14 protein-coding genes and 2 riboswitches are annotated in these 17304 nt (G+C 63.3%); of the genes, 6 read left to right on the top strand and 8 right to left on the bottom strand.

Annotated elements, in window-relative coordinates:
- Positions 1-9 precede the first annotated feature (9 nt).
- Entirely contained in the window at positions 10-582 is a 573-nt protein-coding gene (locus OSW16_RS27120) for a methyl-accepting chemotaxis protein (protein ID WP_372490490.1), read from the top strand.
- Here the strand turns inward: OSW16_RS27120 and OSW16_RS14500 are convergent.
- The 7 genes from OSW16_RS14500 to OSW16_RS14470 all read right to left on the bottom strand — a co-directional run bounded on the left by OSW16_RS14500 (position 557) and on the right by OSW16_RS14470 (position 7091).
- The gene (locus OSW16_RS14500; protein WP_267816175.1) at positions 557-3832 is read right to left on the bottom strand and encodes a transporter substrate-binding domain-containing protein; all 3276 of its coding nucleotides are present in this window, start codon (positions 3830-3832) and stop codon (positions 557-559) included. The genes OSW16_RS27120 and OSW16_RS14500 overlap by 26 nt on opposite strands.
- A 13-nt stretch (positions 3833-3845) precedes the next feature.
- Positions 3846-4460 carry a response regulator transcription factor gene (locus tag OSW16_RS14495; RefSeq protein WP_241803542.1) on the bottom strand — a complete coding sequence of 205 codons (615 nt, stop codon included), beginning with the start codon at positions 4458-4460 and terminating at the stop codon, positions 3846-3848.
- A 225-nt stretch (positions 4461-4685) separates the two neighbouring features.
- A complete protein-coding gene (locus OSW16_RS14490) occupies positions 4686-4928 on the bottom strand; it encodes a DUF1272 domain-containing protein (protein WP_267816172.1) in 243 nt (80 codons plus the stop codon).
- A 66-nt stretch (positions 4929-4994) separates the two neighbouring features.
- The gene (gene cobM, locus OSW16_RS14485; protein WP_267816170.1) at positions 4995-5747 is read right to left on the bottom strand and encodes a precorrin-4 C(11)-methyltransferase; all 753 of its coding nucleotides are present in this window, start codon (positions 5745-5747) and stop codon (positions 4995-4997) included.
- Between the two features lie 31 nt (positions 5748-5778).
- The gene (locus tag OSW16_RS14480; protein WP_267823976.1) at positions 5779-6171 is read right to left on the bottom strand and encodes a cobalamin biosynthesis protein; all 393 of its coding nucleotides are present in this window, start codon (positions 6169-6171) and stop codon (positions 5779-5781) included.
- Between the two features lie 17 nt (positions 6172-6188).
- The gene (locus OSW16_RS14475) at positions 6189-6896 is read right to left on the bottom strand and encodes a CbtA family protein (protein WP_267816168.1); all 708 of its coding nucleotides are present in this window, start codon (positions 6894-6896) and stop codon (positions 6189-6191) included.
- A 9-nt stretch (positions 6897-6905) separates the two neighbouring features.
- Positions 6906-7091 carry a CbtB domain-containing protein gene (locus OSW16_RS14470; RefSeq protein ID WP_241803538.1) on the bottom strand — a complete coding sequence of 62 codons (186 nt, stop codon included), beginning with the start codon at positions 7089-7091 and terminating at the stop codon, positions 6906-6908.
- Between the two features lie 108 nt (positions 7092-7199).
- Positions 7200-7425, bottom strand: a riboswitch (cobalamin riboswitch).
- A 972-nt stretch (positions 7426-8397) separates the two neighbouring features.
- Positions 8398-8608, top strand: a riboswitch (cobalamin riboswitch).
- Between the two features lie 98 nt (positions 8609-8706).
- On the opposite strand from OSW16_RS14470, the gene cobW reads away from it, so the two are divergent.
- From cobW to OSW16_RS14450, 4 genes are all read left to right on the top strand, one after another.
- Positions 8707-9774 carry a cobalamin biosynthesis protein CobW gene (cobW, locus tag OSW16_RS14465; RefSeq protein WP_267816165.1) on the top strand — a complete coding sequence of 356 codons (1068 nt, stop codon included), beginning with the start codon at positions 8707-8709 and terminating at the stop codon, positions 9772-9774.
- 3 nt (positions 9775-9777) lie between these two features.
- Entirely contained in the window at positions 9778-13539 is a 3762-nt protein-coding gene (cobN, locus tag OSW16_RS14460; protein WP_267816163.1) for a cobaltochelatase subunit CobN, read from the top strand.
- Between the two features lies 1 nt (position 13540).
- Positions 13541-14542 (top strand): ATP-binding protein, encoded by a 1002-nt coding sequence (locus tag OSW16_RS14455; protein WP_267816161.1) that lies wholly within the window; start codon positions 13541-13543, stop codon positions 14540-14542.
- Positions 14543-14619: 77 nt separating this feature from the next.
- The gene (locus OSW16_RS14450; protein ID WP_267823974.1) at positions 14620-15210 is read left to right on the top strand and encodes a vWA domain-containing protein; all 591 of its coding nucleotides are present in this window, start codon (positions 14620-14622) and stop codon (positions 15208-15210) included.
- Between the two features lie 114 nt (positions 15211-15324).
- Here OSW16_RS14450 and OSW16_RS14445 read toward each other — a convergent pair whose 3' ends face one another.
- Complete coding sequence (locus OSW16_RS14445) at positions 15325-15591, bottom strand: hypothetical protein (RefSeq protein ID WP_012314620.1); 267 nt, start codon at positions 15589-15591, stop codon at positions 15325-15327.
- Positions 15592-15932: 341 nt separating this feature from the next.
- Between OSW16_RS14445 and OSW16_RS14440 the strand changes: the two genes are divergently transcribed.
- On the top strand, positions 15933-17258 hold the full coding sequence (locus OSW16_RS14440) for a sigma-54 dependent transcriptional regulator (protein WP_267816157.1): 1326 nt from the start codon (positions 15933-15935) through the stop codon (positions 17256-17258).
- The last annotated feature ends 46 nt before the right edge of the window (positions 17259-17304 follow it).

Here is a 17304-nt window from a genome sequence, read left to right as displayed (position 1 = left end):
TTGTACAAGGTGGTCAAGTTCGCCAGCGACATCACCGCGCAGGTCAGCACCCAGCAAAGCGCCGCTGAGGCGGCCCATGCCAGTTCCGTGCAGACTGACGCGTGCGCGCGCAAGGGTACCGAGGTGGTACAGCAAACCGTGCAAGTGATCGAGCAGATTTCTGCGGAGCTCAACGACGCGGCGCGCAGCATCGATGCCGTCAGCAAGCAATCGGACGTCATCGGGCAGATTGTGCTGACCATTCGCGGCATTGCCGATCAGACCAACTTGCTGGCGTTGAATGCTGCAATCGAGGCGGCCCGTGCCGGTGAACATGGGCGGGGTTTCGCCGTGGTGGCGGACGAAGTGCGCAGCCTGGCGGCCCGGACCAGCAAGGCGACCCTGGAGATCGTCGACGTGGTGCGGCAGAACCATGACCTTTCGCTCACGGCTGTGGCCAGTATGCAATCGAGCCTGACTCGCACGGGACGAGGGGTTGCCCTGGCTAACGAGGCAGGCACCGTGATCATGGAGATCCAGCAGGGGTCGCGCCACGTGGTCGATGCAATCAGCCAGATCAATTCGACGTTGCAATTGCACTGAGCGCGTCGGACAGTTCGCGCTGCAGGGTTTGCAGGCTGGTTTCCAGTTGCAGGCACAGGGCCTCGGTGGGCACGCCCTGCGCCAAGGCTTGTTCGATCGCTTCGCAATCCTTGACCACGCCGCGCACCTTGACCATCTTGGCGCCGCCTTTGATACGGTGTACGACAGCGCGCACCGCATCACCGTCCGCTTCACTACCCAGGCCGCGCAGCGCGGCGAGGTCCTCGCTGGCGCTTTGCGTAAGCTGTTGAAGCAGGCGCCGGACAAGCTGATCATCGTTCTGCGTCAGGTGGTGCAACTCGTCCAGGTTGAGGCTGCTTGCCTTCGGCTGTGGTGCAGTCGAAGTGGCCTGGCCTTGCGGCAAATGGGCTTTCAGGGCACTGAGCCCAACCGGTTTGAACAGGCAGTCGTCCATGCCGCTGGCCAGGCAACGCTCATGCTCTTGGGTCTGGGCGTTGGCGGTGACCCCAAGGATGGTGCAGGCAGGCAGGCCCCGTTCGTGCTCCTGCGCGCGAATGCTGCGTGCCAATTGATGGCCGTCCATGATCGGCATGCTGCAGTCGGTGATGACCAGGTCGAAGCGTTCAGCCTGCCAGAGGGCCAGGGCCGTTTGGCCATTTTCGGCCACCGTCACTCGATGGCCCAATGTATTGAGCTGCTTCTCCAGCAGCAGCAGGTTGGCCGGGTAGTCATCCACCACCAGAATGTTCAGAGGCCCGCTTTCAGCGCCTTGGCCAGGTGCCGCGGGCTCCACCGGTGCGGGTGCTTCGCACGTCGGCAGTTGCAGCTCGACCGCTACTTTGGTGCCTACGCCTTCGACGCTTTGCAGCTCAAGGGTACCGCCCATCAGGTTGGCAAGCGTGCGGCTGATCACCAGCCCCAGCCCGGCACCCTGCCGCGCCCGTGGGCCCTCAGCCTGGACAAAGGCGCTGAACAGGCGCGCCTGGTCTGCCGAGCCAATGCCTATCCCGGTGTCACGCACGCACAACTGGATGCGCGCGCTGTTGCAGGCGGTTAGCCGCTCGAGGGCCAGGCTTACGTGAACCTCCCCGCGGTCGGTGAATTTGATCGCATTGCTCAACAGGTTGGAGAAAATCTGCTTGATCCTCAGCGCGTCTGCCAACACCCAGGCGGGCCCTTCTGGTAGCGAGCAGTGCAGGCTCAGCCCCTTGACGCGGGCATTGCCATCAAAGACCCTCACGGTGCTGCGCACCAGTTCGACCAGGTCGGTGGCCTCAGGCTGCAGGGTCATGTGGCCAGATTCGATGCGGGAAATATCCAGGATGTCGCCAATCAAACCCAGCAGGCCCACGGCCGAATCGTGCGCGGTCTGCAGGGCCTGAGCATCGCAGTGGCCTTTGCGACTATCTTCCAGCGCGAGCTCGAGCAAGCCGATGACTGCGTTCATCGGGGTGCGGATCTCGTGGCTCATGGTCGCCAGGAACGTGCTTTTGGTATGGCTGGCCCGCTCGGCATCGTCCTTGGCCTGGCGCAATTGTTCGAGCAGGCCGCGGCTCAGGGTCAATTGCGCCTGTAACGCGCGTTGTGCCTCAGTACGCTGATTTATCAGCTTGCGCAGGTAACTGTTCCAGAACACCACGCCGGCCAGCAGCAGTGCAGAGAGCACCAGCACCTGCAATGCCAGTGTCCGGTAGTTGCGCCATGGGCTGTCGCTGACCACCGTGCTGATTCGCCAGCGATTGATCAGTTGGTCGAGTTCTTCGGGAGGGATGCTCAACAGGGCTTTGTCGAGAATGGCCTGCAACTGCGGCTGGCCAGGGGCGACGGCGAACGCCGCCGTCGCCGGGTCATCACCCAGCACAGTGGCTATGCGTAGCTGGTCTTTGAACACATGGGTAATGTAGTACTTGGCGTTGATATGGCTACTGTAGGCGACGTCAGCATCGCCGTTGGCAACGGCTTCCATCAAGCCCAGCGGGTTGTTCACTTCCACCACTACCGCCTTGGGGTGCTGGCGTTGCACTTCTGCTCGCAGAGGTGAGCCACGCAGCAGGGCGATACGTTGGCCTTCCAGAGTTCGTGACTGTGGCGGCCAGGGCGCCTGGCTGCGTGTGACCAGAACTCTCGGGCTGACCAGATAGGGGCGGGTGTAGCGCAGTTGCGTCTGGCGCTGCCCACCATAGCCCAGCGCCCCGATCATTTGCGCCTCGCCCCGTGCCACTTGCTCGATCATGGTCTGCACGGCGTTGCGCTCGATGAGCTTGAATGTCAGCCCGGTGCGCAGGGTGATCTGCTTGAGCAGGTCGATGGTAATCCCGCTGGGTTGCTGTTTGGCATCGTTGAAGGTCAGCGGCGCAAGTGCGGTGTCGACCAGTACGCTGACGGTGGGGTTCTGCTCTATCCACGCCTGTTCCTCATCGGTAAGTGCTGACAGATGGCGTTCGAGCAACAGGCTGGTGTTGCCACTGGTCCAGCGGCGCAGGATGTTCAAGCGTTCGCTTTCTGTGATTCTTGCCAGTGCCATGTCGATCAGCCGGCGCAGGCGCGGGTTGTCATCGGCGAGGGCGAAGGAAAAGGTGCCCGCTGGCCCACGGCAGAAATGGTCGATCTTCACCGTACCCTGGTAACTTTTGCCAATCAGAAAGTCGGTGCTGATGGCATCCCCGAGATAGGCGTCCACCTCGCCCGTTTCCACCGCCGCCAGCCCAGCCAGGGTCGAGCGATAGAGGCTCAACTGTGCGTTGGGGTAGAGCGCACGGACCGTTTCACTCGGCAGGTAGTGATCGACCATGCCCAGGCGCAGGTCTTTCAGGTCCATGTCGTTTTTAAGGGTGCGCCCTTCGCGGGTCACGATGACTGGCAAATCGTCTGCATAGGGCTGGCTCAGGCTCAACTGGGCATCGGCCGCTTCGAAACCGTTGGAGCTGCCCAGCAAATCGATTTTGCCGTCGCGCAAGGCTGCGATCGCGGCATGGCGGCTGGGAAAGCGCCTGACCTCGACCGGTATTCCCAGAAGTTCGGAGATGAGCCCGGCATAATCTGCGCTCAAGCCCTCATAGTCGGTCGGGCTGATATTGATCTCGAACGGTGCGTAATCGGGACGCGAGCTGCCCAGCAGCAGGACTTTGCGCTGCTGCAACCAGTGGCGGTCCTGGCTATCGAGTTGCAGTGGTGAAGCGGTGCTGACAGAACGCGCCAACAACTGCCGCGTTTCCACTTCTGCCGGTGTGGCGAGCACCGAGCCACCCATGCCAATGGCCAGCAAAAGTGCCAGCAGTACGCACCTCATGCCGATCATGCGCCTAGTTGACGTTGTTGCGTTTGGCCAGGTCGACCATTTCTACCAATGATTCTGTCTTGAGCTTGTCCATGATGCGCCCACGGTAAGTGCTGATGGTCTTGGCGCTGAGGTTCATGCAATGGCCGATGTTCTTGTTGTTCTCGCCACGGGCCAGGCGCCGAAGCACTTCCATCTCCCGATTCGACAGGCTGCTCAGGCGCCCTTGCTCGCTATCCAGCGTGTTGCTGTTCACCGACATCTGCGGGAAGGTCGAGTACCCTTTGACCAGGGCTTTCATGGCAAAGACGACGGCATCGAGATCTTCATCTTTGGTTACGAAAGCGCCGATACCGGCGTCCAGGCAGCGGCGTACGTACAGTTCCGAGGCCTGCCCGGTCAGGACCATGATCCTGGGGGCGTGTTCAAGCTGCTGCAGGCGTTTGATGACTTCCATACCGTCGAGGCCGGGAAGCCCGATGTCCAGCACTACCACATCGGGGCGCAGGTTGCGTGCTACCTGCGCCACTTCGCTACCGTTGTCGACTTCACCCACAACTTTGAAGCGCTCGCGCTCAAGCAGCATGCGCAGGGCAAATCGAACGGTAGAGTGATCGTCAACGATCAGCACGGTTGTCATGAGGCTAACTCCTGTCGGAATGTGGTCCGTTTCCTAAGGCTAATCAGGAATACGTCTGCAAGATCTTTCTGCAGCGCAGCACGATACGTCCATTCCGGTTCCTTGGTAATGGCGAGTATAGATGTGTTGAGTAAGGGGGACGACTTTGTTGAAAAGTCCTACAAAATCGGCTGAGAACAAGCATCGCCGGGGTATGTTTCGACGATGCTTGGGGCTGCAGGTTGCTCAGGCACAGCGGGCGTGGGGCTTGAGCACGCGCGCTGTGGCAGGCGGGTTGTTGCGCAAGGCGGTGCCGACCCGGGTGGGGCGTGCGACCAATTGACCTGAGCAGTTTGGGCAGCGGCCCTGGAAGTGGGTTTGTGCACAGCGCTTGCAGAATGTGCATTCGAACGAGCAGATCAGCGCGTCAGGGCTGTCGCCCGGCAGATCGGCGTTGCAGCATTCGCAATTGGGACGTAGTTCCAGCATGGGGGCGACTCCGGTCCGCGGGATGGAGCCTGGAGTCTGCTATGGCGGGGATCGGCTTGGCAATGTTCAACTGCCCTGGCGATAGAGGTGCGCATGCCCGGCACGGTACAGGGCTGATTCGGCGAACGGCGCATCACCCAGCACATGCCCGACGAGGATCAGCGCGGTGCGACGAAAACCCTTCGCGGCTACCTGCTCGACGATATCGTGGAGGGTGCCCCGTACCCAGTCCTGATCGGGCCAGGTGGCCCGGTGAACAACGGCCACGGGGCAGTCTGCGCCGTAATAAGGAACAAGCTCATCGACGATTCGTGCCAGGTGTTTCACGCCGAGGTGGATCGCCAAGGTGCAGCCATGACGTGCCAGGTCGCCCAGTTGTTCGCCTGCCGGCATGGGCGAGCTGTCACCGTAGCGGGTCAGGATGACCGTCTGTGCCACCTCAGGCAGGGTCAGTTCGCAGCCCAGCAAAGCGGCACTGGCGGCGGTAGCGGTTACGCCCGAAATGATCTGGTAGTCGATGCCCAGCTCGCGCAGGTGGCGGATCTGTTCGCCGATGGCACCATACAAGCTGGGATCGCCGCTGTGGACACGGGCGACATCCTGGCCCTGTTCATGTGCCGCGTGCATGGCCGCAACGATCTGCTCCAGGTGCAGTTCGGCGCTGTTTATCACGGTCTGGGCCTGGTGCCCTTCGAGCACGGCAGCGGGCACCAGCGAGCCGGCGTAGATGATCACTGGGCACTGACGAATCAGGCGCTGCCCTTTGACCGTGATCAATTCCGGGTCGCCTGGGCCGGCGCCGATGAAGTAGACCGTCATGGAAAATCCTTGCAGGTGAATGGTGAAACAATTATCCGCCGCTGGCGAGGGCGAGGGTAGCGCCGCCAAGGGTTTGCCGCGTGACCACGAGCGCGGCGTTGCCACATTCATGATCGGCCAGGGCCAGGGCTGCGCTCTCCGCCACGCCCCAGCAACCGCTGTGGGCGAATGCTACCGCAGAGCGGTGGCTCAGTTGCGGCTCGTATGCCTGCAGTTGCGAGGGTGCGAACACCAAAAGGGGCAGGTCGTGACGTTCGGCGAGTTGTCGCAGGCCGGGTTCGTCCGCTTTCGCTGTGATGCTGGCGATGCCTCGCAGCGCCGCCAGCGTCAGCCCGTGGCTATGCAGTGCCTGGTGTAGCAGTTCGTCGAGGGCCTCCACCGGGCAGCCCCGGCGGCAACCAAAGCCGGCGTAGAGCGCCGGCAGTGTGCATTGGCTTGCCATCAGGCCTGGCTGGAGCGGCGGTACAACCAGGCGCTGAGCAGGCCCAGGGCCAACCAGAAGGCAGCGTTGGTTACCCACGACGCGATCTTGAATTGGGTTTCCAGCGCTTCTGGGGCCAGGCTTCGGTGAACGTCGGGTTGCGGAGCACCGATCACGTGCGGGACTACCAGCAACACGGCGCCGCAGGCCTTGAGCAGCCAATGACGCGGGAACACCAGCAAAGCAAGCCCCAATGCGGTTGCGGCGGCCGTGCCAATCCACCAGCTCTGGCGCTGGCCGAGGTCGGCCGCGGCGGTGCCTGGTAGCTCTGGCGGCAGGCCCAAGGTGGGTGCCAGGCAGAACACGGCGAAGCCGGCCAAGCCCCACAATGCGCCGGTGGTGACGCGGTTGGGTTCGCGCAGGCTGTACAGCGCGGCAAGGATCAAGGCAAAGCCGACGGCTACGACCAGGTTGCCTCCGGTGGTGGAGAGGATGCGTTGCCAGCCATCCTCTGGTGACCACGCCTCTGCGCTGTGTTCGTGCGCCGCGGCGTGTTCATGCCCGGCGGTTGCCTGGCTATCGTGGTGGTGTTCGGCGGCGGGGGCTGCCGATTCATAGGTTTCTGCCTCAAGAATCAGCGGTGCGACCCAGAAGCTTTGCAGCAGGGTCAACAACAGGGCTGCGAGCAGGCCGCTGAAGCCTGCGGTGCGGGCGATGCGCTTGATCATGGGGCGGTCTCAGTGGCAAGGGAATGCGGCGCTGTGGCGGGTGTCGTGGGCGGCGTTGTGTACCGCCTCGATGTGTGAGAAGCCGGCAAAGTAGATCAGGCACAGGCCCAACAGGCTGGCAGCGGTGGCGATGACCACGCGCTGGCTGAGGGTGACGGGGGTGGCGATACCGTGTTTGGCGCTGGTGACGGGCATGACGCGTTCCTCTGCTTTGTGGGGCATTGTGCTTATTGAGCAACAGGCAAGCGCGGCAGCCCCGGGCTTGGGTGGCCCAGAGAAATGCGACAGCGCCCGCCCACCGCGGGGTGTTCATGAACGCCAGGCCGGTCTCCGGGCTTGCGAGGAGGAGCAGGGCTCCTGGTAAAGCGTCACCTTCCCATGCCGGATGGCGTGGCACAGTGGTCTAGACGCTTCGCTCGCTTACCGTTGCGGGGGCAGCACCGGGATTGTCCGGCCCTGATCGAGGGCCTGCGACGCACCGGTTTCCCGTTTCACCCCCGATGGGGGCACCTGAACGTAAGGTGCAAGGAGAGCACGGGGCAGGGTTTGCGTCAATCGCAGCCCTAATCGCATGCCACGATTTCCCTGCCGTTGCCGTTGCCGTTGCCGTTGCCGTTGCCGTTGCCGTTGCCTTGCTTTTGCTCTTGCCTTTGCTTTTCAGTGCGCGATAGATCAGACGCTGCAGATTGCGACTTCAGGAGGCCGAACGGAGGTCTTGCGGAGGGAGGTGACGGGCATGGATGCCCGTCAAGCGCTTCGGCCCATGGATGGGCCGTGAGCGCGGTCTTCCCGGGAGCAAGGCCGGAGTGAGGGAACCCCGAAGCGAAGCGTAGGGGCCGGATGATGGGAGCGGGCGGTTTTTTGGTTCCTTTTTGCCAAGACAAAAAGGGACCCGCCGTAAGGGCGGAAAGGTGATTCAGCGCCGCCCCGGCAAATGGATATTCACGCTAGCTGAAAGCCGCAAGCCGCAAGCCGCAAGCCGCAAGCCACAAGCCACAAGCTCATGCTGGGGTTTTGATTCATCTGGGCATATCCATTTGCTATGGCGACGCTCACTCACCTTTCCGCCCTTACGGCGGGTCACTTTTTGGCAAACGCCCCAAAAAGTAACCAAAAAAGGCTGGCTCCTATCATCCGGCCCCTACGCTGCGCTTCGGGGTTCCCTCGCTCCGGCCTTGCTCCCGGGAGGACCGCGCTCACGGCCCATCCATGGGCCGAAGCGCTTGACGGGCATCCATGCCCGTCACCTCCCTCCGCAAGACCTGCGCTCGGCCTCCTGAAGTCGCAATCTGCGGTGCCTGCACTTGCGCGCTAGAAAATCAAGAGCAAGAGCAAGAGCAAGAGCAAGAGCAAGAGCAAGAGCAAGAGCAAGAGCAAGAGCAAGAGCAAGAGCAAGAGCAAGAGCAAGAGCAGGGGCAGGGGCAGGGCTTGGGCTTGGGCTTGGTTCATTGCGTAGGGGGGGGACGGGCGCGTCAACAGTTGACCACCTGCCACCCCCCGCGTAGCCTTGCCGCTTCGAGGTTCTTCGGCCAGGCCGAAGCTAAGACGGGAACGCGGTACAAGCCGCGGCTGCCCCCGCAACTGTAAGCACCGGTAACGGATCGACACAGCCACTGCGCCTGAGCGCGGGAAGGCGTCATCCCGCCAGCCCCTTGATCGAAAGGGCCGCAACGGTGCAAGCCAGGAGACCTGCCTCGCAACGTTTTCGACTATCAACCGGGCGGGGTGATCCGGTGGCGAACGAGCCCGGCCGGTCCGACCGCGGCTTTCGTCCCGCATGCCCGCGCCATCCTGCCAAGGGCAACGCGACATGAAAACACTGGCCAAGCTCCCCGTCACCATCGTCACCGGCTTCCTCGGCTCGGGCAAGACCACCTTGCTCCGGCACATGCTCGACAACGCCCAAGGCCGCCGCATCGCAGTCATCGTCAACGAGTTCGGCGAACTCGGCATCGACGGCGAAATCCTCAAACAATGCAGCATCGGCTGCACCGAAGAAGAAGCCAGCGGCCGCGTCTACGAACTGGCCAACGGCTGCCTCTGCTGCACCGTTCAGGAAGAATTCTTCCCGGTCATGCGTGAACTGGTGGCGCGCCGTGGCGACCTCGACCATATCCTCATCGAAACCAGCGGTCTGGCACTGCCAAAGCCCCTTGTGCAAGCCTTCCAGTGGCCCGAAATCCGCAACGCCTGCACCGTCGACGCGGTGATTACCGTGGTCGACAGCCCGGCTGTCGCCGCCGGTACCTTCGCCGCCTACCCAGACCAGGTCGACGCCCAACGCAAGCTCGACCCCAACCTGGACCACGAGTCGCCGCTGCACGAACTGTTCGCCGATCAACTGGCCAGTGCCGATCTGGTGGTACTGAACAAAGCCGACCTGATCGACGCCGAAGGCCTGGCGAAAGTCCGCGCTGAAGTGGCCGATGAATTGCCGCCCGCGGTCAAGGTAGTCGAGGCCAGCAGCGGCCGCCTGCCGCTGAACGTGCTGCTGGGCGTCGGCGCAGAGTCCGAAGCGCACATCGATGGCCGCCGCACCCACCATGATTCGCATCACGACGGCGAAGACCACGACGACCACGACCATGATGCCTTCGACTCCATCTCCATCGACCTGCCAGAGGCCGACGAAGCGCTGCTGCTCGACGCCCTGACCCAACTGGTGGTGGAATTCGGCATCCTCCGTGCCAAAGGCTTCGCAGCCATTCCTGGCAAGCCCATGCGCCTGCTGGTGCAGGGCGTAGGTACCCGTTTCGACAAGCACTTCGACCGCGCCTGGCGTGCCGATGAGCCGCGCGTCACCCGCCTCGTGCTGATCGGCCAAGACCTTGACGCCGCACAGCTGGAAGCTCGTCTGCGCCAGGCACTGGGCGCCTGACCCATGCACTTGCTGCGGACCCAGCCCGGCGGTTTCGTGCCGGACGACAGCATCGCCGACTTCGGCCAGACACCCGCCGAGCTGGTGATTCTCTGCAGCGGCGACTCGCACTTGGCATTGCTCGCTGAAACCGCCGAGCAACTGCCGGACGACTACCCCAGCCTGCGCCTGGCCAACCCCATGCAGGTGCAGAACCATGCCTCCGTCGACCTTTATGTCGACCAGGTGCTGCGCCACGCCAAGGTGATCCTGGTGTCGTTGCACGGTGGCGTGGGCTACTGGCGCTATGGTGTGCAACAGCTGGTCGAACTGGCTTCGCGCGGGGTGCAGTTGATCCTGGTGCCCGGTGACGACCGCCCCGACCCGGAGTTGACCGGGCTGGGCAGCATCACCGGGGAGCCAGCCGAGCACCTTTGGCATTACCTGCGCCAAGGGGGCAAGGCCAATGCCATCAACCTGTTCAAATACCTGGCCAGCCAGTGGCTGGGCCGCGATTACAGCTGGGATGCACCGCAACCGTTGCCACGCACGTCGGTGTATCACCCCGGCACCCCCACTGCGACGCTCAAGGACTGGTTCGGCCAGTGGCACCCGGAGCACCCGGTAGCACCACTGCTGTTCTACCGCTCGCACCTGCAGGCCGCCAATACCGCGTTCATCGACGTGTTTTGCCAGCGCCTGCAGGCGGCGGGCCTCAATCCGTTGCCGATCGCCGTTGCCAGCCTCAAGGAAAGCGCCTGCCTGGAGCAGGTCGAGAACTGGCTGGACGAAGTGGGGGCCGAGGTCCTGATCAATACCACGGGCTTTGCCATGTCCAGCCCGGAGCGTCCCAACCTGCGGCCGTTTCGCCGTGACATTGCGGTGCTGCAGGCGATCTGCGCGCAGGACAACCAACCCGGTTGGGAAGCCAGCGAGCAGGGCCTGGGCGCTCGCGACCTGGCCATGCACATTGCCTTGCCCGAGCTGGACGGGCGCATCATCACGCGGCCGGTGAGCTTCAAGGACATGGCCTGGCGCAGTGAGCGCAGCCAGTCTGATGTGGTGTGCTACCGCGCCCATCCAGAGCGTATGGATTTTGTCGCTGAACTGGCCAGGCGCTGGGTGGCGCTGGCGCGCCTGCCCAATGGGCAAAAGCGCGTTGCGCTGGTGCTGGCCAACTACCCGACCCGAGACGGGCGCATCGGAAATGGCGTTGGCCTCGATACCCCCGCAGCGGCGCTCAACATTCTCAAGGCGCTGCAGGCTGAAGGCTACCCGCTGGGCGAACTGCCAGACAGCGGCACGCAACTGATTCACCAGTTGCTCGGCGGCGTCACCAACGACCTCGATCACCTCGACCAGCGCCCCTGCACCCAGAGCCTGAGCCTGGCGGATTATCAGGCTGCTTTCGAGCGCCTGCCCGAAGCCAACCGCCAGGCCGTGCTGGAACGCTGGGGGGCGCCCGAGCAAGACCCGATGTACCGCAGCGGTCGCCTGATGGTGGCCGGGCTGCGCTATGGCCTGACGTTCGTCGGCATCCAGCCGGCCCGCGGTTACCAGGTCGACCCCAGTGCCGTTTACCACGACCCGGATCTGGTTCCGCCGCATGGCTACCTGGCATTCCATTTCTGGCTGCGCCACGCCTTCGCCGCCGATGCGGTCATCCATGTGGGCAAACATGGCAATCTGGAGTGGCTGCCCGGCAAAGGTGTCGGCCTGTCCGATCAGTGCTGGCCGGATGCACTGCTTGGCCCGCTGCCGAACATCTACCCGTTTATCGTCAACGATCCGGGCGAGGGCGCTCAGGCCAAGCGTCGCACGCAGGCTGTGATCATCGACCACCTGATGCCACCGTTGACCCGAGCCGAAACCTACGGCCCGTTGCGCCACCTTGAACAGCTGGCAGACGAGTTCTACGAAGCGCAGATGCTCGACCCACGCCGCGCCCGTGAACTGCAGCGCGATATTCTGGAGCTGGTCAAGGCCAACCACATCGACCGTGAGCTGCAACTGGAAGGGCAACTGGACGACGCTGCCGTGTGGCTGCCACGCCTGGATACCTACCTGTGCGACCTCAAGGAGTCACAGATCCGTGATGGCTTGCACGTGTTCGGCCAGTCGCCGCAAGCACGGCTGCGGATCGACACCCTGCTGGCTTTGCTGCGCGTCGAGCGCGGTGATGGTCGGGGTGGTAACGCCAGTTTGCTGCGTACACTCGCCAAGGCTTTGGCGCTGGGCTTCGACCCGTTGGACTGTGACCTTGGGCAAAACTGGGCAGGGCCGCGTCCGGCGCTATTGCAGGGGGTGAGCGACGCGCTGTGGCGTACCTGTGGCGACACCCGGGAACGCCTTGAACTGCTGGCACTGCAGGTGATCGAGCACGCTTTGGGCGGTACGCTGCAATTGCCCGACGAGGCGCAGTGGCAGCCGGTCCATCAGGTGGTACAGGCATTACAGGGGCAGGTAGCTCCAGACCTGGACGCCTGCGGGGCGGCCGAGATCAATGGCCTGCTCGCCGCCTTGGCGGGGCGCTTCGTGCCTGCGGGCCCCAGCGGAGCCCCTAGCCGCGGCCGCCTGGATGTGCTGCCCACGGGGCGTAACTTCTACACCGTGGACATACGCAACCTGCCTACCACCACTGCCTGGCGCCTGGGTTTCGCCTCAGCGAATCTGATCCTCGAACGGCATTTGCAGGACCACGGCGACCACCTGCGCCAGCTTGGGCTTTCGGTATGGGGCACGGCGACCATGCGCACCGGCGGTGACGACATTGCCCAGGCCATGGCGCTGATGGGCGTGCGCCCGGTGTGGGCCAGCGGTAGCCAGCGTGTCGATGATTTCGAGATCCTGCCGTTGAGCCTGCTCGATCGCCCTCGGGTGGATGTGACCTTGCGCGTCTCGGGGTTCTTCCGCGACGCCTTCGGCAACCTGATCCGCCTGTTCGATGCGGCGGTGCAGGCGGTAGCCGCACTGGACGAACCGCAAGACCTCAACCCCCTGGCGGCGCGGGTGCGTGCCGAGCGCGCGGCATTGCAGGCCGAGGGCGTTGAGGCCGAACAGGCTGCACGCCAGGCCGGTTGGCGGGTATTCGGCGCCAAGCCCGGCGCCTACGGGGCCGGGGTGCAGAATGCAATCGATGGCCGCCTCTGGCATAGCCGGGAGGATCTGGCCGAGGTGTACCTCAACCATGGCGGCTACGCGTACGGTGGCAGTGACGAAGGAACCCCGGCGCGTGCCCAGTTCGCCAGGCGGCTGGGCCAGGTCCAGGCGGTGCTGCAGAACCAGGACAACCATGAGCATGACCTGCTCGATTCCAACGACTATTACCAGTTCCAAGGTGGCATGCTGGCGGCGTCGGAAACCTTGTCCGCTGCGGGGGTGGCCAGTTACCACGGCGACCACAGCCAGCTCGACCGGCCGCGCATCCGTACCCTCAAAGAGGAACTGAACAGGGTCATTCGCGCCCGTGCCCTCAACCCCAAATGGATCGACGGGGCCAAGCGCCATGGCTACAAGGGCGCCTTCGAGCTGGCGGCGACGGTCGACAACCTGTTCGCCTTCGATGCCACCACGCACCTGATCGATGACCATCATTATCAGTCGCTGGCCGATGCCTATGTGCTCGACCCGGCGACCCGCGACTTCATGCGTGAGCATAACCCCGAGGCCTTGCGAGACCTCACCGAGCGTTTGCTGGAGGCCCAGCAGCGCGGGCTCTGGGAAGCACCTGGTGACTACCGCGAAGCCCTCGAGGAGCAGTTGCTCGACGGCGAGGAGCAAGCTTGAAATGAATGAGCCCGTACAATTTCCCTTGGCGGCGGTGGTCGGTGCAGACGACCTGAAGCTGGCGCTGTGCCTGACCGCAATCGACCCGAAGATCGGCGGTGTGCTGATCGAGGGCCCGCGTGGCATGGCCAAAAGTACCCTGGCCCGCGGCTTGGCCGACCTGCTCGGTGAGGGGCCGTTCGTCACCCTGCCACTGGGCGCCAGCGAAGAACGGCTGGTCGGCACGCTCGACCTCGATGCGGCACTGGGGCAGGGCAAGGCGCAATTTTCGCCCGGGGTGCTGGCCCAGGCCGATGGCGGCGTGCTGTACGTCGATGAGGTCAACCTGCTACCCGACACTTTGGTCGATCTTCTGCTCGATGTGGCTGCCAGCGGCACCAACCGTATAGAACGTGACGGTATTTCCCACCGCCACAGTGCCCGTTTCGTTCTGATCGGCACCATGAATCCAGAAGAAGGCGAGTTGCGTCCGCAGTTGCTTGACCGCTTTGGCCTGAACGTGGTGCTGGACGGGCTGCCAGAGCCGCAAGCGCGCCAGCAGATCATTCGTCGCCGCTTGGCATTCGACAGCGACCCGCTGGCGTTCTGTGAACAGTGGGCCGCTGCCCAGGCGCAATTGCGGGAGCGCTGCCAGGTGGCGCGCCAAGGCCTTGCTGCGATCGCGCTGGACGACCGCGCCTTGGGTTGGATTACCGAGCGTTGCTTCGCCGCAGGGGTCGATGGCATGCGAGCCGACCTGGTGTGGCTACGTGCCGCCCGCGCCCACTGTGCCTGGCGCGGCGCGGGGGCGATCGAAGAGATCGATATCCAAGCAGTAGCAGAATTTGCGTTGCGCCATCGACGCAAAGTACCGCCTGAGGTTGCTCCTCCCTCCGAGCCCCCACAGGCAGGTGGGCGCGATGGGGATAGCCAAGGCGGGCAGGGTGACTGGGGCGCGCTGCCTGCGCAGCCCGTGGCCAGCGGCGCCCGGCGCGAGGTACCGAACTGGGCAAAAAAGCCCTGAGCATCCGCCCGTCAGGCACCAAGGTGGCGGATGCCTTGCCCCGGATTGGAAAACACAATGGAGCCAGCCGTGGGCGCGTGCGGGCGGCGGGGAAAGGCCGGGTTGCCTGGCTTTCGACGTTGCTCAAGGGGCGCCCACGCCTGCCCGAGGACCTTTGCTGGCAACAGCGCCAAGGCCGTGCTGCCGAACTGTGGGTGGTGATCGTCGATGCGTCGGCCTCGACCCGCCGGCATCAGGCGCTGGCCCAGAGTAAAGGGCTGCTGGCAGAGCTGTTCGATCAGGCTTATCGCCAGCGCGCCCGGCTAGCCTTGCTCACAGCCAGTGGCGGGGCACCGCAGTGGCAGCGCCATGGCCTGAAGGCCTCAGCGTCCCTGCAACCTTGGTTGAACGCGCTGGGTGCTGGCGGCGGTACGCCGTTGGTTGCAGCCCTGGAGCAGGGCAGACGTTGGTTGCACGCACGGCAAAAAGCCCATCCGCAAGAGCAGCAGCGCTGCCTGGTATTCACCGATGGCCGTCTGCAGCGCTCGAACGATCTACAGCCGATGCCCTGCGCCACACTGTTGGTCGACATGGAAATGGCGCCAGTTCGTCTGGGGCGAGCACGGCAGATGGCCACGCAATTACAAGCGGACTATCAGCATATCGAGCACTTCAGGCTCAAACAGTGATGCACTGTGCGAGGAAGGGGTGACACTTTGTCGCAGTTATAAAAGTTGCCTGACTGGCACTGGAAAAGTTGCCCAAGTGCGTGCCAAGCACGCACTTGCAGGCGAACGCTGATATTACTTCGGCATCGACCAGGGTTGCAGGGCATAACCTTTCTGGCACAGTTCGGCGCGCACTTCCTCGATGAGGCTGGCCCACTGGGCCGGGTCGGAATAGATGCGCGAAGACACTTGCTTGCTGCCGATACGGGTGCTGGTCCGGTCGATCACTGCCAGGCTCAGCTCACCAGTACCATTGGGTGCATCCCAGGCGACGCACTGGAAGGGTTCGAAGGCGTGGTCGGCGATCAGCAGTGCTTCGTTGACACGGAGCGGGGCATTCATGGTTCGGTCTCTCTATGGTCCCAAACATCGAAATTCAAGTCCGCTTAACTGCATCATCGCTTCAGCGAGTGGCGATTCGCAGCGCGGGGTTACTTGTACTGATGCTCCAAGTTAGGGGTGGAGTCACACGGTGGCTGTAAATTTTTTACGGCCCACACGTTTTTGTTTCCTGCGCCGCCTGTGACGCCGTTTATTATGAAAAATTCCCGAGCGCGCAAAAACCGTCGGAAATGGGCGGACAGACGGTAGTGGGCAGCGTCAAGTTCGTTGCTACTGTTAAATGGGCGCCGCAACTTACTGTTTTCTCGTAAAAAACCATAATCTGGCGCCAAGGAACGGTCATGCACGAAACCGCATCCCTTCGTCGCTTGCTCATCGTCGACCCCTGCGACGATTGCCACCGCTTGCTGCCAGGCCTTGAGAGCGCCGGCTGGGATGTGCACAGTTGTAGCCTTGACCTGGCGCTGGAGCACCGGTGCGATATCGGCCTGTTGCGCTTGCAGGATTCGCATTTGCGACACCCCGATGCGGTCAAGGACATGATCAAACGCAGCAACACCGAATGGATCGCGGTACTCAACGCCGACCAGCTGCGAATGCAGAACGTGGGTGACTTCGTCTGCGAATGGTTCTTCGACTTCCATACCTTGCCGTTCGATGTCTCACGGGTGCTGGTGACCTTGGGCCGCGCGTTCGGCATGGCGCGCTTGCGCGGCAAGGGGGCGGTGCCGATCGATGGGCTCAAGGACGAGTTGCTCGGCGACAGCCGGCCGATTCTCGAATTGCGCAAACTGCTGGGCAAGCTGGCACCCACCGAATCACCCGTGCTGATTCGCGGGGAAAGCGGTACAGGCAAGGAACTGGTCGCGCGCACCCTGCATCGCCAGTCGCAGCGCTGCGACATGCCGTTCATCGCCATCAATTGCGGTGCGATACCCGAGCACCTGATCCAGTCGGAGCTGTTCGGGCATGAGAAAGGCGCTTTTACCGGCGCCCATCAGCGTAAGGTCGGGCGTATCGAAGCGGCCCATGGTGGCACCTTGTTTCTCGACGAAATTGGTGACCTGCCGTTGGAGTTACAGGCCAATCTGCTGCGGTTTCTGCAGGAAAAGCATATCGAGCGGGTAGGTGGAAGCCAGCCGATACCGGTCGATGTGCGGGTGCTCGCGGCCACGCACGTGGACCTGGAGCGTGCCATCGAACAAGGCCGCTTTCGCGAGGACCTGTACTACCGGCTCAATGTCCTGCAGGTGGTGACCGCGCCGTTGCGAGACCGGCATGGTGACCTTTCGATGCTGGCCAACCATTTTTCTCATTTCTACAGCCTGGAAACAGGCCGCAGGCCCCGCACATTCAGTGATCACGCGTTGGCTGCGATGGGCCGCCATCATTGGCCGGGCAATGTACGGGAGCTGGCCAACCGGGTGCGTCGCGGCCTGGTGCTGGCAGAAGGGCGCCAGATCGAGCCCCAAGACCTTGGCCTGCATGTGGTGGAACAGGAAGACCTGCCGTTGGGTACCCTGGAAGACTACAAGCATCGGGCAGAACGTCAGGCGTTGTGTGATGTGCTCAACAGGCACAGCAACAACTTGAGCTTTGCCGCGAAGGTGCTCGGGATATCGCGGCCTACGTTCTACCGCCTGTTGCACAAGCATCAGATTCGCTGAACCTTTCCCAGCGGCGCCTGACCCCGGAGCCGGCTGCGACCCAGAG

This window comes from Pseudomonas putida, assembly GCF_026625125.1.
Classification (GTDB): Bacteria; Pseudomonadota; Gammaproteobacteria; order Pseudomonadales; family Pseudomonadaceae; genus Aquipseudomonas; species Aquipseudomonas putida_X.
Note: the sequence above shows the minus strand (reverse complement) of the source record. Positions and strands in the feature narration are given on the sequence as shown.